Below are 22,339 nucleotides of genomic sequence, written 5' to 3' on the forward strand. Positions count from 1 at the left end.
AATCGCGGTACCACCCTATTTGTAAACAAGTAATTGTTTACCACTCACTTTACGATAACGGAAAGATCCGTCTTTCTCTTCATGCATAAAAAGCATTACGGGAAAGAAGCTCCAGAATTGTAATTCACGCTTGTATATGTACTGATTCGCACCAACCATCAGTTCTCTGAGACAGTGATATAAGTCGCTACTAGTATTCCTTCAAAGCCGATATATAATTCGTTCAACTAAACTATGTTTTGTATTATAAAACTATATTAAAAAAATTGTCAACAAAAATTTTTTATCCCGTGTTAATGAGCAGTAAAATTCCTACCTCAAAATTCGGTGGGAGTAAAGAAGTGAGATGGAGACTAACTGCCCGTAACCCCCGATTGGTGAAGGCTAATAATCAGTGGGGATGAACAAAATCTCCACTAATTAAAGTTTCACTTTATTTCACTTCTAAATTAACATTTAAATTAGAGGTATTGCCAGCTGCATCAGTTGCTACAATGTGAATAGTATTTTTTCCTTCTTGTAATTGAGTACGATCGAAATAAATGTCATAGCTTTTCTCCCAAGGGTTCAGGAATGCCTGGACCTATACACCATTTCCGTTAATTTCATATTGCATTCTCACTGGAATACCAGGTGCTTTTTCTTTTATTTTCTTAGTCGTATCTTCTTGTGCTTTTTTTAGCTCAGCATGATAAGACTGCGCATTACTATTTTGTAAATCTGGAGTATGCTGAATATTACTTTGAGCAGCGAGAGGTGCATGTTGCAATTCTACAATTACTGATATTTCTTTTGTTGTTTTCGTTTCAACATTTTGAGCAATTTTATGTTCTCCCCACTGTTCAATCGTTGTTTTTAATTGTGGACTAAATTGCTTCTCCTTTTGTAGTGATTCAGCATGAGCGCTTAAAGCTCCAAAACTAGAAAAGACAAGCGCCATGCTTAATAGTGTAGCTATAGTTTTTTTCATTGATACTCCCCTTAATAAAAAGTGCTAATATTCAGAAATGAAATCTTGCATTTTAGTTGGAAATTATAAATGTGAATGTTGGCTAAACTATACTTTCGACATAATTCATACCAATCCTCTATGGATTGGGAATTTCTTGGGAAATTTTTTCTGATTATGTCGAATCGATATTTTTCACATATTGTAGAGAGAAAGTGAGGAATGCTATGAGGGAAATGGAGTGATGGTATGAAGAGGCTAATAGTAAGTGGTAGTGTAGTGTTGTTTATGTTTTTATGTTCTATCACTATCACGAGCGCAGAAAATAATAATGTGAAAGTTGCTTTTATTCGTCATCATAATCTTTGGATAAAAGTTGATGGAAAAGAAATACAAATTACAAAAGGAGAGTACATAACAGGGCCGAAGTGGTCATATGATGGAGAATGGCTGGCATATGTAAAAGGAAAGAAACAAAGTATGCTTGAGTTATATCGGCTAAAAGATGGAAAGAAAGTTATACCGTCTCACTCAGAAATATCGAATTATCAATGGTCACCAACAGAAAATATAATTACATTTATATTTGTAGGTACACTAAATACATTTGACGTTGAAAAAAAGAATGCAGATTTTGAAAATGTATCGGCTGGTGTAGGGGATTATGCATGGTACCCCGATGGAAAGAACTTTCTTGTATCCTCTGAAGCGCACTTACTTCCAACAGGTTGGACAGGGGCTCAGCTATATGAAGTGCAAAAAGATGCACATATGAATCCTCACAAAATGAAGCATTTGTATGCATTGCCAAATGAACATGATGATTTTCTAGCGCTAGTTGCAAGTGGGTTTAAGTGGTCACCAGATCAAAAATGGATTTCATTTTTAGCAGTACCGACAGCTTCATGGTCAGCTGATAGTAATACGCTTTGCTTAGTTCGAGCAGACGGCAGTCGGTTTGAAAAAGTAGATCAAATGCTATTAAATACAGAATGGTTCAAATGGGCGCCATCCAAAAATATATTGGCTTATATTGAAGGAAGCGGGAGAGTTGCATTAGAGAATAAACATTTAAAAATAAAAGAACTGCCAGCACTCCAGCAGCAAACATTTACGCCGAAAGGATATGTGGATTGGGATTTTACATGGAAGAACGATAATGTAATTATCGTTTCACGAGCAAAAGAGGGAGGGTTTGAAACTCTGCCAGAAAAAAGGCCATTCCCATCTTTATATGAGATAAATAGCACAAGCGATAAACAATATCAAATTACAAAGTCATCTAATAAGCAAGGCGATTATCATCCAATTTTCATGAAGAAGAGCAATCAATTAATATGGATACGTTCAGATCGTAAGAAAGCTGATATATGGCTAGCTCATAGTGATGGAAAACATGAAAAGAAGTGGATTGAAAATGTAGATGTACCAGAGTGGTATTATGAGAAATGGAATTGGGAAAATGTTATCTCGGTGAAAGAAGAATAAAAAACTGCCTAAAATATCGTTTTAGGCAGTTTTTTACTGTTATTTATGTGTTTTATTTGGCTTTTTTTTCGCTGGGTTTCCGTTCCCTTGGCGCTTTCTATTTTGTTCATCTTTTGCTTGTTTTTCATGTAAAGTATCTAAAAAGTCATTTGAGTTACTCATTTTTATATCTCTCCTTTTTTCATTGTGTCCTAGTTACTATAACCATTTAGGAGGATAATCATGAGATGAAAATTAAGCGCTTAGCTTTCGTCGGTAGTATACGTAAAATAGTCCATACGTAATGAATAACATAAGTAAAACTTGTACCTCTACATTTTCTTTTAAAATAGTTGCGACAGGGTCTGGTAAGTAAGGTGATGTATTGCTCGTTCCTACACCTAACCATTTGTTTAAGAGGTTAATGATACAAAACATGAAAACACCAGACCAGCTTGCAATAATGGCCTTCTGTTTAATTTTTGTTTCACGTTCATCATCTGTAATCCAGGGATTAGTAGTTTTATCACTACTAAAGAAGCCGTTTATATATCCCCATATAATCATTCCAATTAAGATGATTATCCATTTCATATTTGTGATTCCCCTCTCCCTTGTAAAAAGTATTTTACATAAATGATTGTAATGTTTTCCAATTGTGTATGTCAAATATTTTTTACATATAGGTTTTTCATATAGCAGGAATAAAGTATGAGATAGGGAAGAAATATGTAAGAGGATTTCATAATGAGAGGAGGAAGGGGATGAAAATTGTCTTTGTTCGGCACGGGGAAGGGGAACATACAAGGGATTTGCCATCAAGTTTACAAGTGCTGCATCCGCCATTGACGGATGAAGGAAGGAATCAGGCTAATTTAATTCAATGCGATGTACCATTGCAGGAAACGGACATATTAATTGTTAGTCCTACACTTAGAACTTTACAAACGGCGACAATATGGAGTGCGAAAGTAGCTTGTCAAAAAATCGTCCATCCATATGTATCTCCGCGTATTTTTCCTTATCGAGAAGAAGCGAGAACATTACCGTGCGATTATATAGTAGAGCAGGGAATGATAACAAAGTTATTTCCGCATTTTTCGATAGAGAAAAGCTCAAATAATCAGTTATGGAAGGAAGGTATAAACACTATTTCAGAGAATAGTTTTCAGCAAATAGTAGATGAATTTCTTCTTTGGTGTTATGAACTGGGTGCGGAAAGAATTTGCATTGTATCTCACGATGGAACAATTACAGCATATAGGCAATATTTACAGAAAGTCGTTTTAACTAGATCAGATTTTTTGAAAGAAACAGGTATATATGAAATGGATTTATCCCATAAAAGTCTGATTGATAAGGGCTGATTATAGGATGGAGGTTGTTTGTTGAATATTGCATTAGTAGTTGGTTTTAATTCGGATTTAGAGGCGCAATCAATACGAGCATCTCTTGAGTATTTTGGTGCAAGAGTTGTGACATATTGGATTGGTAGACCGAAAGATTTTGTGGAAGTTCTTTCTGGAAAGAACTTATTCAACGATATTAATTATATTATTTTTTGCTTTCATGGTGAAGAAGGGAAGTTTGTCATGGAAGAGTTAAGCGAAGAAGTATATGAACAAGATGAACCGAGAGGGTATTTTGGTACAGCAGAAATTTATAAATATGCAAAATTGCATAATACACATATTGTAAATAGCGGGTGCACATTAGGGGAGCAAAATCTTGCAAAATCTTTTTTACATAGTGGTGCGAAATCATATATTGGATCGATTGATTATGTAGATGGAAATGCAGCACTTATGTTTACTATACGCTTATTTTATGGGGTTATTAACCATGGGAAAACGTTAGAAGAAGCGTTTCAAGAAGCGAGTTTAATTGATGAGGAGACACATACATTTCGATTCTATAATTAGTGTGAAACACGTTTATTCTATATTCGAATAAACGTGTTTCACATTTAACTCACAATTTTTTTACATTTTTTTCAATGAAAATGATTATCACCTGTGGTATGATATGTTCAAGTTTTTACAGGTAATAAAAGTTACTATATAAACGTTAGTTTTTAATGTTTCATACACATGTCATGAATTATTCATAATTAACGTTTGAAAAATAAGTAACTAATGTTATTATATTAACTGTAACTAACTTAATTACAACTTTAGGAGGAAGATATGGTTATTCAATTTTTAAGAGAAAACAAAGCAGTTTCTTTTGTATTAGCAGTAATTCGAGTATATCTTGGTTACACATGGTTAATGGCTGGAATCGGTAAACTACAAGGAAAAGGATTCGATGCAACAGGTTATTTGCAAGGCGCAATTGAAAAATCTAAAGGCGCACAACCGGCTGTTCAATCTTGGTGGGCATCATTCTTACAAGAATTTGCAATTCCAAATGTAGATTTGTTTAATACACTTGTAACATGGGGAGAAATTTTAGTCGGAATTGGTTTAATTGTAGGCTGTTTAACAAAAACAGCGGTCTTTTTTGGTCTTGTAATGAACTTTTCCTATATGTTTAGTGGGTCAATTGGTGTGAACCCTGAGATGGTTATCTTATCTATGTTTGTTCTTGTTGCCGGTATGAACGCTGGGAAATTTGGAATGGATGGCTTCGTTATCCCGAAAGTATTAGGATCAAAAACGCCAAAACGCCAAAAGCAAGCTGCTTAATATATGAAAACGGGTATCTCAAAATGAGATACCCGTTTATGTTATTTTTCAACTTTGATCGGATTGTTCTTAAAGAAGTCTTGTACATACCCGACAAATTCTCGTGGTTCTTGGCGAAATGGTGCATGATATCCTTTTTCAATAATATGTAAAGTGCTATTTTTTAAGAATTGATGATACGTTTCTCCTTCTTTCCAAGAAACGCTACTATCATTTCTGCCCCATATAATTAAAGTTGGCTGTTTCATTTCATTCGCATTAATTTTAAGACGTCTAGGCCATAGTTTCATTTTGTTATAATGCTCTTCATCGTTACGTTTGAATTTCACTTTGCTCTCATCATAATCAGTAATAGAAGAAACGGCATTTAAATCAGTCGGCAATTGTGGTTTTGGTGAGCCTTGTTTATTAACAAATGTATGAGGGCCACCTGTAGCATCAGTTAAAATAAGGTGAGTAACTGCTTCAGGATATAAATATGTTAAATTTAGAGAAATTTCTCCCCCCATGGAATGCCCCAGTATTGCGAATGAATCATACCCTAGTTTTTTCATTAATTTATAATACAAATTTGCATGAGTTGGAAAAGAATAATAAAAATCCATTGGCTTAGATGAGCGCCCGAATCCTAAAGCATCTACAGAAATAATTGTATGATCTTTTGCTAAATCGGAGTAAATCTTTTGAAAACCATCTGATGACCCTCCAAAGCCATGAATCATAAGTAAAGGTGGTTTTTCATTACCAATCTTTTTAAAGTAAATGGTTTGACCATCTATTTCTACCATTTTTTCCTCGGTAGCTAGTTTCGCTGTAATTGTATTTTTAACTTGCTTTACTTGTTCTATTGGCTTTTCTGCTGCACTACATCCTACTAATAGTGTAAGAGTAAGACAACCTACCATAACATAGCTAAATCGCTTCAATTAGGTGTCTCCTTTCTAACATAACGCTGTATCTATCATAGCAAATAGCATATTACGATTTCCAGGAAGTTGGCTACCATTTTTTATCATAAGAGGTGAAAGGAGCGTTTCTTGGAAATTTTCTGTTTGAAGAAATTTACGAAATGTAAATTGTGAGTGTGGGACATCAATTCGTACTATACCATTCCAACATTCACATATCTTTTTTAATAATTGAATAGCATCTTCTTCTTGCTTGGCGATAAGTGGATTGATACATAATATATTGCCCTTTTGTATGCATAATGAAAAAGCTTCTATACGGTTATTTCTTTCAATTTTAAAAGAGTGTATGGCCCTTGGTAATAGCAAAGAGTAAAGTAGAGAACGATTCACACCAGTTGCAATTTGATCGAGAGAAGTAAGAGATATAAGGTCTTCTTCTCGTACTTGTTGCAAGTGAGAAGGGTACGTCTTAATAGTTTGCTTTTCAAAACGATGAATCGTTGTTGCTGTTTGAAATCCACATGATATGTATAGAGGTTCGCCAGCTTTTGTCGCAATAAGTGCAATTGGTTGTTTTGGATGAATTTGTTCCAAGCAATGATTTAGCAACATGCGCCCTATTCCTCGTCCTTGAAAATTAGGGTGAACGATTAACATACCAATGGAAGCGAAGTTACTTGTAAAGGGAAATACTCCTCCAGTCGCAATGAGTTTGTTTTCATGAATATAACCTATAAGTGTGCCGATAGAAAGATACATTTCGAATTGTTTTTTCATAAAAATTTCATCGTGTAACCATCCAACAGATTTGCAAAGATTAAGTAATTCAAAAATAAAAGACTCATTTAGCTTTACTATTTTCATAAAGGCTCACCGCATTTCTATTTAATTTCATAAAAATAGAGTCAAAATGTAAAAAAAGAGATTTACGTTAAATGAAATCCAACTTGTTTATATTTAAATTGTAAAGGGCGGGATGGTTGATACGAAAAGACAAAGTTATACAAATTATAACTGATATTTACATAAGTTAACAAAAAATTTACATACAGCTAATTTTCTCTTAATAGTCTTCCATTAAATTTGATAGTGGGAAATGAATAACCTAATTAGGGGGACAAGACAGTGAAAAAGTTTGTGAAAAAAGCATGGCCATTTGCAGTTGTGGCATCATTAGCAGTTACTTCGGTAGCAACATGGAATTTTACTCGTTCTAGTGAGGTTAATGCAGATGAGAACGGAAGCAATGCAAAGATTAAAAATGTTATCGTATTAATTGGGGATGGTATGGGCCCTTCATATATGACGGCTCACCGTTATATGAAAGATAATCCAAAAACCTTTGAAATGGAATCTACAGAATTTGATAAGCATCTTGTAGGAACACAAAAAACATATCCAGAAGATGAACATGAAAATATTACAGACTCTGCATCGGCAGCAACAGCTATGTCAGCAGGGATTAAAACATATAATGCTGCAATTGCAGTTGATAATGATAAAGCGGAAGTGAAAACAGTTCTTGAGCAAGCGAAAGAAAAAGGGAAATCAACGGGACTCGTTGCAACTTCTGAAATTACACATGCAACACCAGCTGCTTTCGGTGCGCATGACATTAGCCGTAAAAATATGGACGCAATTGCCAATGATTATTTTGATGAGAAAATTAAAGGGAAGCATAAAGTAGATGTTATGCTTGGCGGCGGCGTAAAGAACTTTGTTAGAAAAGATCGTAATCTTACAGAAGAGTTTAAGAAATCTGGTTATAGCTATGTAACGGATCGAGATCAATTGTTAAATGATAAAAATGATCAAATTCTTGGTTTATTTGCACCAGGTGGATTAGATAAAATGATTGACCGTAATGAGAAAACACCTTCATTAGAAGAAATGACTAATGCAGCAATTGAGCGTTTGAACAAAAATAAAAATGGTTTCTTCTTAATGGTGGAAGGAAGTCAAATCGACTGGGCTGGACATGATAATGATATTGTTGGTGCAATGAGTGAAATGGAAGACTTCGAAAAAGCTTTCAAAGCAGCGATTGAGTTTGCGAAAAAAGATAAAAATACGTTAGTTGTTGCAACGGCAGACCACGCTACAGGTGGATTATCTTTAGGTGCAAATGGTGAGTATAACTTTAAAGTAGATCCAATTAAAGCTGCAAAACGCACACCAGACTTTATGGCAAATGAGATTGCAAAAGGTGCAAATGTAGAAGAAACATTGAAAAAGTATATTGATTTACAATTAACTCCAGAAGAAATTCAAGCTGTAAATGATATAGCTCCGTCAAAAGATGTAACAAAGATTGATAATGCAATTGAAGATATTTTCAATAAGCGCTCGGTTACAGGCTGGACAACTGGTGGACATACAGGGGAAGATGTGAATGTGTATGCATTTGGTCCAGGTAAATACTTATTCTCAGGCGTTCAAGAGAATACAAATATAGCGAAACGTGTCTTTGATATTGTTGGCGGCGGCGATCCGAATAAAGGAAGACGTTAATTAAGAGTGAAAGTGAGGCAAATGCCTCACTTTTCTTTTTAGGAGTTGGAAATATGAAAAAATTATTTAGGAAATTAAGATTCCTTCTAGTATTTGTAGTATTACTAGTTGGATGTCAACAAGAAGAGAATAATGTAGAACAAAAATCTACTACTAAAAAAACTGAGGAAAAGGTACAAATAACAAAAGCAGAAGAGCAATCTATTCAAGATGTTATTAATACATTTGTGCGAACGACGAATGAAAAAAATCTTGCAGAACATATGGAGTTATTTTCAAAGAAGATGCCTAGTGCTGAAGACTTAAAAACACAAAAAGAAGCCGCATTTCAAAAGGGAAATAAGAAGATTGAATTGGAACATATAGATATGAAAGCTAGTAAAGTAGGGTATGTTATTGTTGAAACGAAAGAAAAGGAAGTAGACGATAGTGTCACTCTTCAAAAGAAAGTACAGTATGCTCTTGGAAAAGAAGATGAGAAATGGAAGATTGAAGAGGTTCGCACGATAGAGAAAAAATAACGTGAAACTTTAATAAGTGTGGGAGTCGTACTTCCCAAAAATGGTATAAAAAAAGGTTCTCATTGGCGAGAACCTTTTTTTATAGTGGTAGCATAATTTGATTTGAGCATGCCTCAATATCATCAATATCTTGACGAATTGTGGCCATTTTGTTATCAAGATCTTCAGCTTTCATTGCTGCATCATGTAGTTCATCTTTTAAATACTCCGGTATTTTCCCTTCATATTTATAATAAAGTTTGTGCTCTAAACTTGCCCAAAAGTCCATCGCCAGTGTACGTAACTGAATTTCTGCAAATACATCTTTTGTACCAGAATTTAGTGATAAAGGGTATTTAATAATCATGTGTAAACTTTTATAGCCGTTTCCCTTTGGGTTAGCGATATAATCTTTTACTTCTATGACTTCCATATCTTCGCGTTTTTGAATGACTTCTTTCAAATGATAGATATCTTCTACGAAGCAACATGTAATACGGATACCAATAATATCTTGTAAATGTGTTTGAGCGTTTTCAACTGTTGGTAACAAGCTTTTGCGCTCTAGTTTTTTAATAATACTTTCAGGTTGTTTTAGTCTTGTTTTTATATGTTCAAACGGGTTGTAATCCTCTAGAAATTGAGCTTCCCGGTTCATAATTTCAAATTTAGTTTTTAACTCTTCTAAAGCAAATGTATATGGTAATACAAAAGCTTTCCAGTAGTTAACTGTTGATTGATTATATTCCATTTATATACACACCTTTTCCTATTTACAAGTGAGGTTGTTATTATACTAAATACCAAATCATATAAGCACAAGCAGCAAATGATGAGATCATAAAGCGATATTTAGTTTTCATACTTTCAACTCCTTTCGAGTAAGATTCTATATAAATAAACTTGATTGTTAATAAGTTCACTATGTACAGTTTCTATAGTAATAGATTCGTGTGAATTTCGTATGAACTAATTGTTTCAGCTTTTTGTCTTTTTTGCTGTTAATCATAATTATTATTCGGATTTAAAGTGTTTTCATTTGATTTATCTATTCGTATAAATTAATGTATATTTAAATTTATAGTTATTAAGGAGGATATATGGTGAACTTTGAAGAATTAGCAATTGCTAGACGTTCTGCAATGAAATTTATACAAGGTATAGAAATCACTAATGAGGATTTTAAAAAAATATTTGAGTTAACTAAGCTTTCTCCATCTTGCTATAATTTGCAGCACACACATTATGTTGTAATTCGTGATCAAGAGCGAAAAGAAAGATTAAAAGAATTAGCTTTTGGTCAATATAAAGTATCGAGTGCATCAGCGGTAGTGCTCGTTTGTGGTGATAAAAAAGCATACCAAAATGTTGAAAATATTTACTTCGGTATGAAAGTTTTAAAGATGATTGATGAATGCGAATATGAAGATACAATTAGGCAAACGAAAGGGTTATATGAAGGAAAAGGAGAGCGTTTCATGGAGGATGAAGCGATTAGAAATGCTTCGTTAAGCGCGATGACTTTTATGTACGCAGCTAAATATTATGGCTATGATACATGTCCAATGATTGGTTTCGATGAAAAAGCAGTACAAAGTGAATTAAATATGCCCGAGCATATAGTACCTGTTTTAATGATTACGATAGGAAAAAGTGATAAGACTCAAACTCGCCCACGAGGGTATCGAAAGCCGATTAGTGAGTTTGTTACATACGAATCGTTTTAATAAAATTTATTTAACTATAAAAACAAGGGGATTCTAAATGGAATCTTCTTGTTTTGCAATTGACAAATAGAATGAAGTTTTATAATATATAAATCGTAATCATTACGTTTTAGTTTGCGATCTTTGAAAGAAAGGAGAATTACCTATGCGTGTAAATATTACATTAGCTTGTACGGAGTGCGGTGATCGTAATTATATTTCTAAAAAAAATAAACGAAACAATCCAGAACGCATCGAACTAAAAAAATATTGTCCACGATTAAAGCGAGTAACGTTACATCGTGAGACGAAGTAGAAGACTAGAGATATCTCTAGTCTTTTTTTTGTTAATAAGTTTTGGTTTTCTTTGTTATAATTACCTTAAATTGTAACAAAGGAGAGAGCATGGTGAATCAAAAAGATAAAGAAAGAAAAGAGCACGTAGCTCATATTATTGAAATTCTAGATGAATATAGGCTTGTTGTAGATGATCAAGAAGGGGTTGATGACCCGTATCATCTATTATGGTGGGGACATAAAGATGATGAGGAGAAACAGATACAAATTACATTAAATAGACATACTGGTAATTTAATTGAATTTAGGATAGATGATGGAAATTCTTTTTCGAGTGATAAGGGAGCGATAGAGGAGAATAAAGCAAGAGAGGTTGCAAATACATTCTTAAAAAAATATACAAAAGAAGGATATGAATTCTATACATATGTAACGGTTAAGGACGACAGGCGCGGTTGGAAAGAAGTAAATTATATGCAAGCGGTGAATAGCTATCCTTTGCCGAATACAGGGTGTGTTGTGCGAGTGCACCCTTCAGGTAATGTTGTGCATTTTCATTACAATGGACAAAAAGCCATAGAGAAAAAACCGTTATGGCCAAGTGAAATTGTTGGGGAGAATATCGTTTTAGAAAATTTGAAAGCTAGACAAAATATGAGACTTGTATTTGTAGATTTAACATACTCTTCATGTGAGTATGAAAACGGGGGAGAAGTAACAGGGTACCATCTTGTATATGAACCAGAGCCTAGTCATGCGTTTATTGATGCCAGTACAGGTAAAGATTTATATGGGCCAGAACACTATAAATTACCTTCTACAGTACTTGTTGATAAACCGCTAAAGAGTAGTCAAAAAAAAGATGTGTTTGATTTATTTGATTGGGACAAGGGGAAGTTTGTCAAAATAGATGAAAAAGTAGATGAGGATGAAGTCCGGATAAAATTTGTATTAAAAGAAGAATTACAAAAAGAAATAGAAGAGAAGGATTCATATTCAATGGATGAGTTTTATAAAAAACATTTTCCAATGTTGAAGCATGATGAATTCGTTGTAATTACTCTAGATAAAGAAACAAATCAATTGCTTTCTTTTTTTATGTGGAAGGATGAGAAAAAAAGGAAAACAATCTTATCAAGAGAGCAATGTTTAAGCAAAGCACTTCAATTTTTAGAGCATACTATCCCAGATGCGACAAAGTATGTTCAACTTTGGGATAATTATGAGGAGGAAGAGGGGATAGAGCGGTTTTCCTTTTCAATGTATGTAAATGACATTCATGTAGAGCGGAAATATATTATGATCAACATCAATGCAGAAAATGGTGCTGTTATGCACTACTCGGGGGAATCTAGCGACTTTATAAAAGAAGTACTTACATATGAAACAACACCAAAAGTAATAAAAGAAAAAGCGTTAGAAATATACAGAGAGGCTATCCGAGTTAAATTAGAATGGTTTTTAGATCATGATGCAGAGGAAACGAAATACAAACTACTGTACAAACAAACGACAGATGAAAAACATAAAGAACCTTTTGATTGTAGTCGGGAAATTCGTTATATTGATGCCCAAACTGGGAGAAAGATTTGGAGTAAGTAAAATAAAAAGAGTTATTTTTCAAAGAATATAAAAATAACTCTTTTTATTATTATAATTTGCCTGTTCGTTTTTCAAAAGTAAATGTGATAGGAAGATTGGAAGAAGAACTATCACTTTTAAATATTACTTTCCATTCTTTAGTATGGGATTTAATTTCAAAATTAAGAAGATTCATCGCTCTACGTTTATCTATTTCTAAAAACATATTATGAATTTCTGGTTCTTGCTGTAAATTAAGAGCCTTTAGTGTGACTGTTAATGTGAAAAAATTTTGCCCTTCATATACTATTTTTGATATTTTTGTTTTTTGTGTATTTAACAGTATATAAAAACGGTCTGATGGAGTTAATTGTACAGAGTCATCAGTAATTTCATTCTCGCTATTATAAAGTTCGACTAAGAAAGATGTACTATGGGAAGAATCTTTTTTGCTTGTAATCTGTAATTCAGTAGGAATCATCGGTATTTCATAAAAATCATTCCTTATTATGTTATTGTAATCCTTTGAAAATTTGTGGACTTCTTTTGGAAAAGAGTCTTCTTGTGTACTTAAAAAAGTTTTATGTTGCTTTGGAGTTTTTTTACTAAAATTTAATGTTTCTTTAAAGTAATAATTGGATCCAGTTAAAAATAAAAAACTACAAATTAATAAAAAAATTCGATAGGGATTTTGAAAGTGAAAGAACAGTAGTATACATGTAATAAATCCAATTACATAGAAAATAAAGATAAGTAGTTCTAGTTTTGAATGAAAGGAGAAACCATAATTATGAAAAAATTTCATTCCAATTATAATTTGAGCTCCAAAAAACAAAGAAATTCCAAATTGAAAAAATAATAAATCAGGCCCTCTCTTAATAACAAAAGTAATGAACGAAATGAAAAGTAAAAATACCCCTAAATAAATTGTTACATTTAATAATCGATCTAATGTAAGCATGAATAGTGTCCCCTTTAATAGCATATTCATATATAAATAACAATTTTATATAATTATAATATAACAATAAAATATTTTAAATGTTGGAAGTGTTGGGTTTTATAAATAAACTGTACAGACACAAACAACCTCACGCCCACATACACATAATAAAGACCACTATTTTGGCGGAGGTGAAAGGTTTGAGTCTATTCGCCGCAATTGGATATATGGTTCGAGAAGTGTTTGTCTTTGTTTCTTATGTGAAGAACAATGCGTTCCCGCAGCCGTTATCATCAGATGATGAGAGAAAGTACTTAGAGTTAATGGAGCAAGGTGATGCTCAAGCGAGAAATCTTTTAATTGAACATAATTTACGGCTTGTAGCTCATATCGTTAAAAAATTTGAGAACACAGGAGAAGATGCAGAAGATTTAATTTCAATTGGTACGATCGGGCTTATTAAAGCGATCGAGAGCTATTCCGCAGGAAAGGGAACAAAGCTTGCGACGTATGCAGCACGCTGTATTGAAAATGAAATTTTGATGCATTTACGTGTACTAAAGAAAACGAAAAAAGATGTTTCACTTCATGATCCGATTGGGCAAGATAAAGAGGGGAATGAAATATCGCTTATTGATATATTAAAATCAGAGTCTGAAGATGTAATTGATATGATTCAGCTTAGTATGGAGTTAGAAAAAATTAAAGAGTATATCGATATTTTAGACGAAAGAGAAAAAGAAGTGATTGTGAAACGTTTTGGACTTGGGCTTGATAAAGAGAAAACACAGCGGGAAATCGCTAAGGCGCTTGGCATTTCTAGAAGCTACGTATCACGAATTGAAAAGCGTGCCTTAATGAAAATGTTCCACGAATTTGTAAGGGCAGAGAAAGAGAAAAAAGCGAAAGAATAAAGTGTATTAGAAGCAGCCGTATTTTAAAATAGGCTGCTTTTTTTTGTAAATAAGAAAAGAAAACGCGTTATGCTAAGAAGAAATACATGTTCACTGTTGAAAATGGCGGATTCTATCTGTAATATTAGAAGGTGCTAAATAATTTAAGAATAATACCATACTTAGTTTTCTGCATGTATAATAAGGCTGCTTTATATGATATGTGGGAATAAGAACCAATTTTACATATGATATAGAAAGAAAAGAAGGGAAAACTAAAGTTATAGACTGATTAGGAGGTTTCGCAATTTGCGACGTACATTATATCGACTTATGATAGAACTTACAAATGGTCGCTTTACTTCTTATATATTACGTAAATTTGCACAATCTCGTTTGAGCTCTATCATTATTCCATCGTATGCGAAAGTTTTTCAAATTAATCAAGATGAGATGGAAAAGGGCTTGAAGGAATATAGAACATTGCATGATTTATTTACGCGTAAGCTAAAAGAAGGAATGCGTAGTATTGATACAGATGCATCGAGTATCGTTAGTCCTGTTGATGGTGTTTTTGCAGATCATGGTCCTATTGAGGACACAAAGACATTTGATATTAAAGGTAAGCGTTATTCAATTGTGGATATGCTAGGTAATGAAGAACGTGCAACGCGATATGCAGGCGGTACATATATGGTAATTTATTTGAGTCCAAGTCATTATCATCGCATTCATAGTCCGCTTTCTGGTTCTGTGACTGAAAGATTTGTACTCGGTAGAAAATCATATCCGGTAAATGCAGCTGGTATGGAATACGGGAAAGAACCGTTGTCAAAAAATTATCGTTCTGTTACAGAAGTAAGCAGTGATGGCGAGCATATGGCTCTTGTAAAAGTAGGTGCTATGTTTGTTAATAGTATTGAGCTTTTGCATGAAAGAGATACTGTTCAAAAAGGTGAAGAAATGGCATACTTTACATTTGGTTCAACAGTTGTGTTATTGTTTGAAAAAGATATGATAGAAGTAGTGCAGGAATTGAAGAGTGGACAAGAGCTTCGTCTGGGTGAAAAAATTGCTACTCGATTAACTCACAAATAAAGAAAAGTTTTTATAACCGTAAGTAAGAGTTATGGGCAAAGATACTTAATGATGAAATCCCCTAGATGGGAGTACTTGTTTATTCGAGAGCCATCGTAGGATGGCTCTTTTTACAGGTCATCCAATCATTTATCCCGTAACTGTTTGATTGGTACGGGATGATTAAAGTTTCGCTTTATATGTAATCAAGAAGATTTGACAAGCTTGTCCTCTAATGAGCGTCTAATAATTTCTTGTTTTATAAGTAAAATGAAGTCGGGATTTAATTTTAGTTCTTTTGCTTTATAATAAGACTCAGTGAGTAACTCAGTAGATAACTGTTCCATATGTTTTGTTTTCAAGGTGAGTCACCTCCTAATAATATAAGGGTTGATTCGTTGATGCATTTAATGTACCAAAAAAATATGACAGTCACAAACGAGTGGTTATCCACATACCTAGGTGGATAAGGTGTGTATAGAATGTTAGTAAATTCCAAATTAACTGAAAAATTAATGTGGAAAATGTGTACAATTTTATCCACAGGTTATATATCGAAAAATGTTGTCGAAAAATTTTATGAAAAATCCTCAAAGAGGTGAAAGAAATTGAAGCTATTTTTACCGAATGAATATGTGAAAAATGTATATCATGTTCAACCAGAAGATTTGAAAAAACGTGGAATTAAAGGCGTTATTACTGATTTAGATAACACTTTAATTGAATGGGATCGTCCAAATGCAACGCCGCAACTTGAAGAATGGTTCTTAAAAATGAAAGAGCAAGGCATCCAAGTAACGGTCGTTTCAAATAATAATGAGCAACGTGTAAAAGATTTTGCTGATCCATTAGGTATTCCATTTATTCATAGTGCACGTAAACCATTTGTCCGAGCGTTTAAGCGTGCGATACAAGAGATGCATCTGCAGGCAGAGGAAGTTGTAGTAATTGGAGATCAGTTACTGACTGACGTGCTTGGTGGAAATCGAGTAGGACTTCATACAATTTTAGTTGTACCGGTAGCACAAACGGACGGATTAGTGACGCGCTTTAATCGGAAAATTGAACGAAGAATCATGAAAAATATGAAGAAAAAAGGTTTAATTAACTGGGAGGAATAAAGTTTGACTGAAACAATTAAATGTATTGGTTGCGGTGTAGAAATTCAAACAGAAAATAAAAACGAAGTGGGGTATGCTCCTACCTCATCTTTAGAGAAAGAACAAGTCATTTGTCAACGTTGTTTTCGCTTGAAGCATTACAATGAAATTCAAGATGTATCGTTAACAGATGATGACTTCCTACGCATTTTAAATGGAATTGGAAAATCAGATGCATTAGTAGTCAAAATTGTAGATATTTTTGATTTTAATGGTAGCTGGTTACCTGGCTTACATCGTTTCGTAGGAAATAATAAAGTATTACTTGTTGGAAATAAAGCTGATTTAATTCCAAAGTCAGTAAAACATGATAAAGTAAAGCATTGGATGCGCTATAGTGCAAAGCAGCTAGGATTAAAACCAGAAGATGTCTTTTTAATTAGTGCAGCGAAGGGACAAGGAATTGCTGAACTAGCAGATGCTATTGAGTATTATCGCGGCGGCAAAGATGTTTACGTTGTTGGATGTACGAATGTAGGGAAATCGACATTTATTAATCGTATGATTAAAGAATTTAGTGATGAGACTGAAAATGTAATTACAACATCTCATTTCCCAGGAACAACACTGGATTTAATTGATATTCCATTAGACGAAGAATCTTCTTTATATGATACGCCAGGTATTATTAACCACCACCAAATGGCTCATTATGTTGGAAAGCAGAGCTTAAAGCTTATTACACCAACAAAAGAAATAAAGCCGATGGTATTCCAATTAAATGAAGAACAAACGTTATTCTTTAGTGGATTGGCACGCTTTGATTATGTAAGTGGTGGTCGTCGTGCGTTTACTTGTCACTTCTCGAATCGCTTAACAATCCATCGTACAAAGCTTGAGAAAGCAGATGAATTATATAAAAATCATGCTGGGGATTTACTAAGCCCACCAACGCCAGAAGAATTAGCAAATATGCCTGAGTTAGTGAAATACGAATTTAATATTCGTGAACCAAAGACGGATGTTGTATTCTCTGGATTAGGATGGGTTACTGTGAACGAACCAGGAGCAAAAATTGTTGCACACGTACCAAAAGGAGTAAGTGTTTCACTACGTAAATCTTTAATTTAATATGGAGAGGGATTTATGAAACAATTATATGGTGTAATCGGAAATCCAATTGGACATTCATTATCACCCGTTATGCATAACGATGCATTTGAACACTTGAATATGGATGCCCATTATCATGCATTCCTTGTTGAAGAGGAAGCGCTAGGGGAAGCAGTAAGAGGTTTAAAAGCATTAGGTATTTCAGGATTTAATGTAACAACTCCGCACAAGGTTGCTATTATGGAGTATTTGGATGAGATTGATCCATTGGCAAGGAAAATCGGTGCAGTAAATACAGTGGTTCATAAGAATGGAAGGTTGATTGGCTACAACACAGATGGAATTGGTTTTGTTCGAGCGCTGCAGTCAATTAGTAATGAACCACTTCAAGGGAAACGTATTTTGTTACTTGGTGCAGGTGGTGCTAGCCGAGCTATTTATTTTTCTCTTGCTGATGTAGGTGTAAAAGAGATTGATGTAGCCAATCGTACAGTAGATAAGGCAAAAGAACTTATTGCTGCACGTACGGCCGATGTTAATTCTGATGCTTTGTCGTTAGAAAAAGCGACAGAAGAACAAGGAAATTATGATATTATCATTCAGACGACAACAATAGGTATGCATCCACACGTCGAACATACGCCATTACAAATTTGTTCGTTAAAAAAAGGAACGATTGTATCAGATATAATTTATAATCCATTTGAAACGAAAATTTTATGTGAGGCAAAAGAGCAAGGTGCAATCATTCAAAATGGTATTGATATGTTTGTTTATCAAGGAGCACTTGCATTTGAAATGTGGACAGGACGTGTACCAAATATTGATCGAATGAAACAATTAGTTATAGAAAAGCTTGGAGGCTAACATATATGTTAACAGGAAAACAAAAAAGATTTTTACGTGCACAAGCACATCATTTAACACCAATTTTTCAAGTAGGAAAAGGCGGAGTAAATGAAAATATGGTGAAACAAATTGGAGAAGCGTTAGAAGTTCGTGAACTATTTAAAGTGAGCGTATTACAAAACTGTGAATTTGATCGTCGTGAAGTTGCAGAAGAACTTGCACAAGGTGCACGTGCTGAAATCGTTCAAGTAATTGGAAGTACAATCGTTTTATACAAAGAATCAAGAGAAAATAAGCAGATTAAGCTTCCTCGATAAAAAGATTAGCATGCGCTATTTTTATCGCTGATGCGTAATGATGTAGAGAGCGAAACCAATTGAACTTTTATTAATAGCAATTCTCTTCATTCTTAACCGAGGAGAGTTGCTGTATGTAAAAGGAAGGGGCGTTTCTTTTGAGGAAAATTGGCATCATTGGCGGTACATTTGATCCGCCTCACTATGGACATTTGCTAATTGCAAATGAAGTATATCACGCTTTGAACTTGGAAGAAGTATGGTTCTTGCCAAATCAGATTCCGCCACATAAACAAGGGCGGAATATTACAAGTGTAGAAAGTCGTTTACATATGTTAGAGCTCGCGACTGAGGCAGAAGAACACTTTTCTATTTGTTTAGAAGAGCTAAGTAGGAAGGGCCCATCTTATACGTATGACACTATGTTACAATTGACGAAGAAGTATCCGGATGTGCAGTTTCACTTTATTATTGGTGGGGATATGGTTGAGTATTTACCGAAGTGGTATAACATTGAAGCTTTACTTAATCTTGTAACGTTTGTTGGAGTTGCAAGACCTGGGTATACATTGCATACACCATATAAGATTACTACAGTGGAAATTCCGGAATTTGCAGTTTCTTCATCCTTATTACGTGAGAGATATAAGGAGAAGAAAACGTGTAAATATTTACTTCCTGAAAAAGTACAGGTATATATCGAGAGGAATGGGTTGTATGAATCGTGAGAATGCACTGCATATTGTCAAACAACAAATGCATGAAAAACGTTATATACACACAATTGGTGTAATGGAGACAGCGCTTGAGCTTGCTAAGTTATACGGTGTGGACGAGAAAAAAGCAGAGATGGCAGCTATATTCCATGATTATGCGAAATGTAGAGCAATTTCAGAGATGGAAGAGATTATTAAACGTGAAGATTTGCCGAAAGATTTACTTTGCTATAATAAAGAGTTGTGGCATGCGCCTGTTGGGGCATACTTAGTAGAAAAAGAGGTAGGCATTACGGATTCTGAAATATTGCAAGCTATTACATATCATACAAGTGGTCATGAGAACATGACGATGTTAGATAAGGTGATTTATGTAGCTGATTACATTGAGCCAGGGCGAAAGTTTCCGGGTGTGGAAGAGGCTCGTAAACTCGCATATACGGATATAAATCAAGCTTTATTATTTGCCTTAAAAAGAACAATTCAATTTTTAATGGAAAAAAATCAGACGATTTATCCATTAACATTCCAAACATACAATGCAGTTATCAAGGAGGAAATGAGTAAATGAACGATAAAGATTTATTAGTATTAGCAGCAAAAGCAGCTGATGATAAAAGAGCAGAAGATATGGTTGTCCTAAATATGCAAGGTATTTCACCAATTGCAGATTATTTCATTATTTGTCACGGTAATTCAGATAAACAAGTGCAAGCAATTGCACGTGAAATTAAATCAAAAGCACATGAGTTCCAAATCGACGTACAACGTATGGAAGGTTTTGACGAAGCACGTTGGGTATTAGTTGATCTTGGAGATGTAGTTGCCCATGTATTCCATAAAGATGAGCGTAATCACTATAATTTAGAGCGTCTATGGGGCGATGTGCCACGTGAAGATATAACAGAAGAGCTAGGCCAATGAAATACGAACAATTTGCATTGTTGTACGACGAACTGATGAATGATGTCCCTTATGATAAATGGGTGGAATTCACAGAGGAAAGCTTGCAGCAGGCAGATATGAAAGAGGCAAAAATTCTTGATGTAGCATGCGGTACGGGTAATGTAACCCTTCCGCTTGTGCAAAAGGGTTACGATTTAATAGGTGTCGATCTTTCAGAAGAAATGTTAACAGTCGCTCAGCAAAAACTAGGAGGAGAGGGATACTTTATTCCTTTTTACCAACAAGACATGCGAGAGCTTGATGTTCCAGGTGAGTTTGACTGTGTCACTATCTTTTGTGATTCATTAAATTATGTATTGCAAGAAGATGGAGTGCAAGAAACATTTAGAAGAGTGTTTCACCATTTACGCCAAGATGGTTTGTTTTTATTTGATGTACATTCTTTATATAAAATACATCATGTATTTCAAAATGAAACGTATACAGTGAATGGAGAAGAAATATCTCTTATTTGGAATTGCTTCCCTGGTGAAGAATCAAATAGTGTAGAGCATGATTTAACATTCTTTGTTCAAGATCCGGAAGAAGATGTGTACCATCGGTTTGACGAATGTCACGTGCAACGTGCATATCAAGTGGAAGAGTTAACGAAATGGCTTGAAGAAGCGGGTTTTACAGTTCTTCGTGTAACAGGTGATTTTGAGCGACTTGAAGTTACAGAACAAACAGAGCGTATTTTCTTCATGGCGAAGAAAAACGGATAAAACAAATAAAACAAAAGCAACCGAGAAGGTTGCTTTTGTTTTATAAAGAAGATGTATTTTTAGTTCTAGCATAATCTGAAGATCGTATGCGTAAAGTGTGGGAATAGTAGTTGAAGTGAAAATGTATTGTAAAAAAGTAAGTATTTATAAAAAGGATTTGGAATGAAAATGACGTATTTATTATGTGTGTTTATTGAATTGCTGATCAACGCATTCTAAATCTTCATCAAATTTTTCATGTGTTCGCTCGATTAACTTATGGAACATATCTCCAACGTGTTCTTCTAAAACCCGAATGCCTTCCCCGGTAACGCCGCCTTTCACGCAAACCTTTTCTTGTAAGGTAGGTAATGTGAAGATTTCTTTTTCAAGTAATTTCCCCATCCCCACGACCATTTCACTTACTAAAGTAGTAGCCTCTTCGTGTGTAATATTTGTTTTATCTACAGCAGCGTTAATGAAGCATTGTAGTAAATAACTAAAGAAAGCAGGACCGCAACTTGCTATATCAGATGAAACGCGTGTTATATCTTCTTCTATTACAAGAGGTGTAGAAATATTTTTGAATAGACGAAGTAGTTTTTGTTGCCATTCTTCAGAGCAATTATCTCCAAATGTAAATAGTGAGGCGCCAGAGAGGGCGCGATTTGTGATACTTGGAATAATACGTGCGACGTGGCACGGTACGAGAGTCTCTAATTGTGATGGAGATATTGGACTTGTAATAGAAACTAAGCACGTTTCATCAGAAAAATGTTCAGCATATTTTTTTAGGATAGGGTATATATCTATCGGCTTAACGCAAATAAAAATAAGTTGTGATTGTTCGATTACTTCCGGGATTGTTTTTGCTATATGAACAGAAGGGTATTTTTCTTTTATATGATATGCTTTGGCAGGCGTCCGATTAATGATTGTAAGGCACGAAGGTTTGACAGCACGGGTTTCTAAAAATGCATCGATTAGTATATTCCCCATGTTTCCTGTCCCTATAATTCCTATGTTCAAAGTTTCATCCCTCCTTCGTAACAGCTTTCTCCTAAACAATATGAATGATGTTATAAATTTATGAT

27 protein-coding genes, 1 pseudogene and 1 other annotated feature are annotated in these 22,339 nt (G+C 34.3%); of the genes and pseudogenes, 19 read left to right on the forward strand and 9 right to left on the reverse strand.

Annotation, left to right across the window (positions count from 1 at the left end; translation table 11 throughout):
* Positions 1 to 214, reverse strand: a binding site (T-box leader). This feature is flagged as partial in the annotation.
* 393 nt (positions 215 to 607) lie between these two features.
* Positions 608 to 970 (reverse strand): annotated as a pseudogene (locus MR170_RS06765) (peptidase S8); the annotation flags it as partial.
* 228 nt (positions 971 to 1,198) lie between these two features.
* Here MR170_RS06765 and MR170_RS06770 point away from each other — a divergent pair.
* Entirely contained in the window at positions 1,199 to 2,437 is a 1,239-nt protein-coding gene (locus MR170_RS06770) for a TolB family protein (RefSeq protein ID WP_242307805.1), read from the forward strand.
* Between the two features lie 39 nt (positions 2,438 to 2,476).
* Here MR170_RS06770 and MR170_RS06775 read toward each other — a convergent pair whose 3' ends face one another.
* A complete protein-coding gene (locus tag MR170_RS06775; protein WP_000071861.1) occupies positions 2,477 to 2,599 on the reverse strand; it encodes a DUF4023 domain-containing protein in 123 nt (40 codons plus the stop codon).
* Positions 2,600 to 2,671: 72 nt separating this feature from the next.
* Complete coding sequence (locus MR170_RS06780) at positions 2,672 to 3,010, reverse strand: hypothetical protein (RefSeq protein WP_029443335.1); 339 nt, start codon at positions 3,008 to 3,010, stop codon at positions 2,672 to 2,674.
* Positions 3,011 to 3,180: 170 nt separating this feature from the next.
* On the opposite strand from MR170_RS06780, the gene MR170_RS06785 reads away from it, so the two are divergent.
* The 3 genes from MR170_RS06785 (at position 3,181) to MR170_RS06795 (ending at position 5,103) form a co-directional block, all read left to right on the forward strand.
* Positions 3,181 to 3,783: a histidine phosphatase family protein gene (locus MR170_RS06785; protein ID WP_016080234.1), complete on the forward strand. Its 603-nt coding sequence runs from the start codon at positions 3,181 to 3,183 to the stop codon at positions 3,781 to 3,783.
* An 18-nt stretch (positions 3,784 to 3,801) separates the two neighbouring features.
* The gene (locus MR170_RS06790; RefSeq protein WP_098211708.1) at positions 3,802 to 4,338 is read left to right on the forward strand and encodes a delta-aminolevulinic acid dehydratase; all 537 of its coding nucleotides are present in this window, start codon (positions 3,802 to 3,804) and stop codon (positions 4,336 to 4,338) included.
* A gap of 264 nt (positions 4,339 to 4,602) precedes the next feature.
* Positions 4,603 to 5,103: a DoxX family protein gene (locus tag MR170_RS06795; RefSeq protein ID WP_016080236.1), complete on the forward strand. Its 501-nt coding sequence runs from the start codon at positions 4,603 to 4,605 to the stop codon at positions 5,101 to 5,103.
* 41 nt (positions 5,104 to 5,144) lie between these two features.
* Here the strand turns inward: MR170_RS06795 and MR170_RS06800 are convergent, their stop codons facing one another.
* On the reverse strand, positions 5,145 to 6,029 hold the full coding sequence (locus MR170_RS06800) for an alpha/beta fold hydrolase (protein WP_242307806.1): 885 nt from the start codon (positions 6,027 to 6,029) through the stop codon (positions 5,145 to 5,147).
* A 15-nt stretch (positions 6,030 to 6,044) separates the two neighbouring features.
* The gene (locus MR170_RS06805; RefSeq protein WP_242307807.1) at positions 6,045 to 6,878 is read right to left on the reverse strand and encodes a GNAT family N-acetyltransferase; all 834 of its coding nucleotides are present in this window, start codon (positions 6,876 to 6,878) and stop codon (positions 6,045 to 6,047) included.
* Between the two features lie 261 nt (positions 6,879 to 7,139).
* Here MR170_RS06805 and MR170_RS06810 point away from each other — a divergent pair, with 261 nt between their 5' ends.
* Together MR170_RS06810 and MR170_RS06815 are read left to right on the forward strand one after the other, a co-directional pair.
* Positions 7,140 to 8,525, forward strand: a complete 1,386-nt coding sequence (locus MR170_RS06810; RefSeq protein WP_000714912.1) for an alkaline phosphatase — start codon at positions 7,140 to 7,142, stop codon at positions 8,523 to 8,525.
* Between the two features lie 53 nt (positions 8,526 to 8,578).
* Positions 8,579 to 9,046 carry a hypothetical protein gene (locus MR170_RS06815; RefSeq protein ID WP_016080239.1) on the forward strand — a complete coding sequence of 156 codons (468 nt, stop codon included), beginning with the start codon at positions 8,579 to 8,581 and terminating at the stop codon, positions 9,044 to 9,046.
* 79 nt (positions 9,047 to 9,125) lie between these two features.
* On the opposite strand, the gene MR170_RS06820 is transcribed toward MR170_RS06815, so the two are convergent.
* The gene (locus MR170_RS06820) at positions 9,126 to 9,776 is read right to left on the reverse strand and encodes a GTP pyrophosphokinase (RefSeq protein WP_016080240.1); all 651 of its coding nucleotides are present in this window, start codon (positions 9,774 to 9,776) and stop codon (positions 9,126 to 9,128) included.
* A gap of 349 nt (positions 9,777 to 10,125) precedes the next feature.
* On the opposite strand from MR170_RS06820, the gene MR170_RS06825 reads away from it, so the two are divergent.
* From MR170_RS06825 to MR170_RS06835, 3 genes are all read left to right on the forward strand, one after another.
* Complete coding sequence (locus tag MR170_RS06825; protein WP_242307809.1) at positions 10,126 to 10,752, forward strand: nitroreductase family protein; 627 nt, start codon at positions 10,126 to 10,128, stop codon at positions 10,750 to 10,752.
* 145 nt (positions 10,753 to 10,897) lie between these two features.
* Positions 10,898 to 11,047, forward strand: a complete 150-nt coding sequence (gene rpmG / locus MR170_RS06830; RefSeq protein WP_001265617.1) for a 50S ribosomal protein L33 — start codon at positions 10,898 to 10,900, stop codon at positions 11,045 to 11,047.
* A gap of 89 nt (positions 11,048 to 11,136) precedes the next feature.
* The gene (locus tag MR170_RS06835; RefSeq protein WP_242307811.1) at positions 11,137 to 12,630 is read left to right on the forward strand and encodes a YcdB/YcdC domain-containing protein; all 1,494 of its coding nucleotides are present in this window, start codon (positions 11,137 to 11,139) and stop codon (positions 12,628 to 12,630) included.
* A gap of 49 nt (positions 12,631 to 12,679) precedes the next feature.
* On the opposite strand, the gene MR170_RS06840 is transcribed toward MR170_RS06835, so the two are convergent.
* Complete coding sequence (locus MR170_RS06840; protein WP_080117104.1) at positions 12,680 to 13,600, reverse strand: hypothetical protein; 921 nt, start codon at positions 13,598 to 13,600, stop codon at positions 12,680 to 12,682.
* Positions 13,601 to 13,752: 152 nt separating this feature from the next.
* On the opposite strand from MR170_RS06840, the gene sigK reads away from it, so the two are divergent.
* Positions 13,753 to 14,466, forward strand: a complete 714-nt coding sequence (sigK, locus tag MR170_RS06845) for an RNA polymerase sporulation sigma factor SigK (protein WP_000051382.1) — start codon at positions 13,753 to 13,755, stop codon at positions 14,464 to 14,466.
* Between the two features lie 288 nt (positions 14,467 to 14,754).
* Positions 14,755 to 15,543, forward strand: coding sequence for a phosphatidylserine decarboxylase (locus tag MR170_RS06850; protein WP_016080245.1), 789 nt, complete (start codon positions 14,755 to 14,757; stop codon positions 15,541 to 15,543).
* Between the two features lie 185 nt (positions 15,544 to 15,728).
* Here the strand turns inward: MR170_RS06850 and sda are convergent, their stop codons facing one another.
* The gene (gene sda, locus MR170_RS06855) at positions 15,729 to 15,884 is read right to left on the reverse strand and encodes a sporulation histidine kinase inhibitor Sda (RefSeq protein ID WP_000850094.1); all 156 of its coding nucleotides are present in this window, start codon (positions 15,882 to 15,884) and stop codon (positions 15,729 to 15,731) included.
* Between the two features lie 246 nt (positions 15,885 to 16,130).
* Between sda and MR170_RS06860 the strand changes: the two genes are divergently transcribed.
* From MR170_RS06860 to MR170_RS06895, 8 genes are all read left to right on the forward strand, one after another.
* Positions 16,131 to 16,643, forward strand: coding sequence for a YqeG family HAD IIIA-type phosphatase (locus tag MR170_RS06860; RefSeq protein ID WP_000765307.1), 513 nt, complete (start codon positions 16,131 to 16,133; stop codon positions 16,641 to 16,643).
* A gap of 3 nt (positions 16,644 to 16,646) precedes the next feature.
* Entirely contained in the window at positions 16,647 to 17,753 is a 1,107-nt protein-coding gene (yqeH, locus tag MR170_RS06865; protein WP_000140807.1) for a ribosome biogenesis GTPase YqeH, read from the forward strand.
* A 15-nt stretch (positions 17,754 to 17,768) separates the two neighbouring features.
* Positions 17,769 to 18,602: a shikimate dehydrogenase gene (gene aroE, locus MR170_RS06870; RefSeq protein WP_098629354.1), complete on the forward strand. Its 834-nt coding sequence runs from the start codon at positions 17,769 to 17,771 to the stop codon at positions 18,600 to 18,602.
* Between the two features lie 5 nt (positions 18,603 to 18,607).
* On the forward strand, positions 18,608 to 18,901 hold the full coding sequence (yhbY, locus tag MR170_RS06875) for a ribosome assembly RNA-binding protein YhbY (RefSeq protein ID WP_000955228.1): 294 nt from the start codon (positions 18,608 to 18,610) through the stop codon (positions 18,899 to 18,901).
* Between the two features lie 137 nt (positions 18,902 to 19,038).
* Positions 19,039 to 19,608 carry a nicotinate-nucleotide adenylyltransferase gene (gene nadD / locus MR170_RS06880; protein ID WP_001226048.1) on the forward strand — a complete coding sequence of 190 codons (570 nt, stop codon included), beginning with the start codon at positions 19,039 to 19,041 and terminating at the stop codon, positions 19,606 to 19,608.
* A complete protein-coding gene (gene yqeK / locus MR170_RS06885) occupies positions 19,598 to 20,167 on the forward strand; it encodes a bis(5'-nucleosyl)-tetraphosphatase (symmetrical) YqeK (RefSeq protein WP_029443326.1) in 570 nt (189 codons plus the stop codon). The genes nadD and yqeK overlap by 11 nt, the downstream gene beginning before the upstream one ends.
* Entirely contained in the window at positions 20,164 to 20,520 is a 357-nt protein-coding gene (gene rsfS, locus MR170_RS06890) for a ribosome silencing factor (RefSeq protein WP_000998173.1), read from the forward strand. The genes yqeK and rsfS overlap by 4 nt, the downstream gene beginning before the upstream one ends.
* Positions 20,517 to 21,266 carry a class I SAM-dependent methyltransferase gene (locus tag MR170_RS06895; protein WP_000873069.1) on the forward strand — a complete coding sequence of 250 codons (750 nt, stop codon included), beginning with the start codon at positions 20,517 to 20,519 and terminating at the stop codon, positions 21,264 to 21,266. Before rsfS ends, MR170_RS06895 begins: the two co-directional genes overlap by 4 nt.
* Positions 21,267 to 21,446: 180 nt before the next feature.
* On the opposite strand, the gene comER is transcribed toward MR170_RS06895, so the two are convergent.
* Entirely contained in the window at positions 21,447 to 22,274 is an 828-nt protein-coding gene (gene comER, locus MR170_RS06900) for a late competence protein ComER (protein ID WP_001020554.1), read from the reverse strand.
* Between the last annotated feature and the right edge of the window lie 65 nt (positions 22,275 to 22,339).

It is taken from the genome of Bacillus cereus group sp. BfR-BA-01524, from assembly GCF_022662595.1.
Classification (GTDB): domain Bacteria; phylum Bacillota; class Bacilli; order Bacillales; family Bacillaceae_G; genus Bacillus_A; species Bacillus_A thuringiensis_S.

Bases quoted from the DNA above. Each gene is read 5' to 3' on its own strand.
- yqeK (WP_029443326.1), top strand. From the start codon at position 19,598: ATGAATCGTGAGAATGCACTGCATATTGTCAAACAACAAATGCATGAA.
- yhbY (WP_000955228.1), top strand. From the start codon at position 18,608: ATGTTAACAGGAAAACAAAAAAGATTTTTACGTGCACAAGCACATCAT.
- rsfS (WP_000998173.1), top strand. From the start codon at position 20,164: ATGAACGATAAAGATTTATTAGTATTAGCAGCAAAAGCAGCTGATGAT.
- MR170_RS06780 (WP_029443335.1), bottom strand. From the start codon at position 3,010: ATGAAATGGATAATCATCTTAATTGGAATGATTATATGGGGATATATA.
- MR170_RS06775 (WP_000071861.1), bottom strand. From the start codon at position 2,599: ATGAGTAACTCAAATGACTTTTTAGATACTTTACATGAAAAACAAGCA.
- MR170_RS06840 (WP_080117104.1), bottom strand. From the start codon at position 13,600: ATGAATATGCTATTAAAGGGGACACTATTCATGCTTACATTAGATCGA.
- rpmG (WP_001265617.1), top strand. From the start codon at position 10,898: ATGCGTGTAAATATTACATTAGCTTGTACGGAGTGCGGTGATCGTAAT.
- MR170_RS06835 (WP_242307811.1), top strand. From the start codon at position 11,137: ATGGTGAATCAAAAAGATAAAGAAAGAAAAGAGCACGTAGCTCATATT.
- MR170_RS06805 (WP_242307807.1), bottom strand. From the start codon at position 6,878: ATGAAAATAGTAAAGCTAAATGAGTCTTTTATTTTTGAATTACTTAAT.
- MR170_RS06820 (WP_016080240.1), bottom strand. From the start codon at position 9,776: ATGGAATATAATCAATCAACAGTTAACTACTGGAAAGCTTTTGTATTA.
- MR170_RS06815 (WP_016080239.1), top strand. From the start codon at position 8,579: ATGAAAAAATTATTTAGGAAATTAAGATTCCTTCTAGTATTTGTAGTA.
- MR170_RS06785 (WP_016080234.1), top strand. From the start codon at position 3,181: ATGAAAATTGTCTTTGTTCGGCACGGGGAAGGGGAACATACAAGGGAT.
- aroE (WP_098629354.1), top strand. From the start codon at position 17,769: ATGAAACAATTATATGGTGTAATCGGAAATCCAATTGGACATTCATTA.
- MR170_RS06770 (WP_242307805.1), top strand. From the start codon at position 1,199: ATGAAGAGGCTAATAGTAAGTGGTAGTGTAGTGTTGTTTATGTTTTTA.
- MR170_RS06895 (WP_000873069.1), top strand. From the start codon at position 20,517: ATGAAATACGAACAATTTGCATTGTTGTACGACGAACTGATGAATGAT.
- MR170_RS06825 (WP_242307809.1), top strand. From the start codon at position 10,126: ATGGTGAACTTTGAAGAATTAGCAATTGCTAGACGTTCTGCAATGAAA.
- MR170_RS06795 (WP_016080236.1), top strand. From the start codon at position 4,603: ATGGTTATTCAATTTTTAAGAGAAAACAAAGCAGTTTCTTTTGTATTA.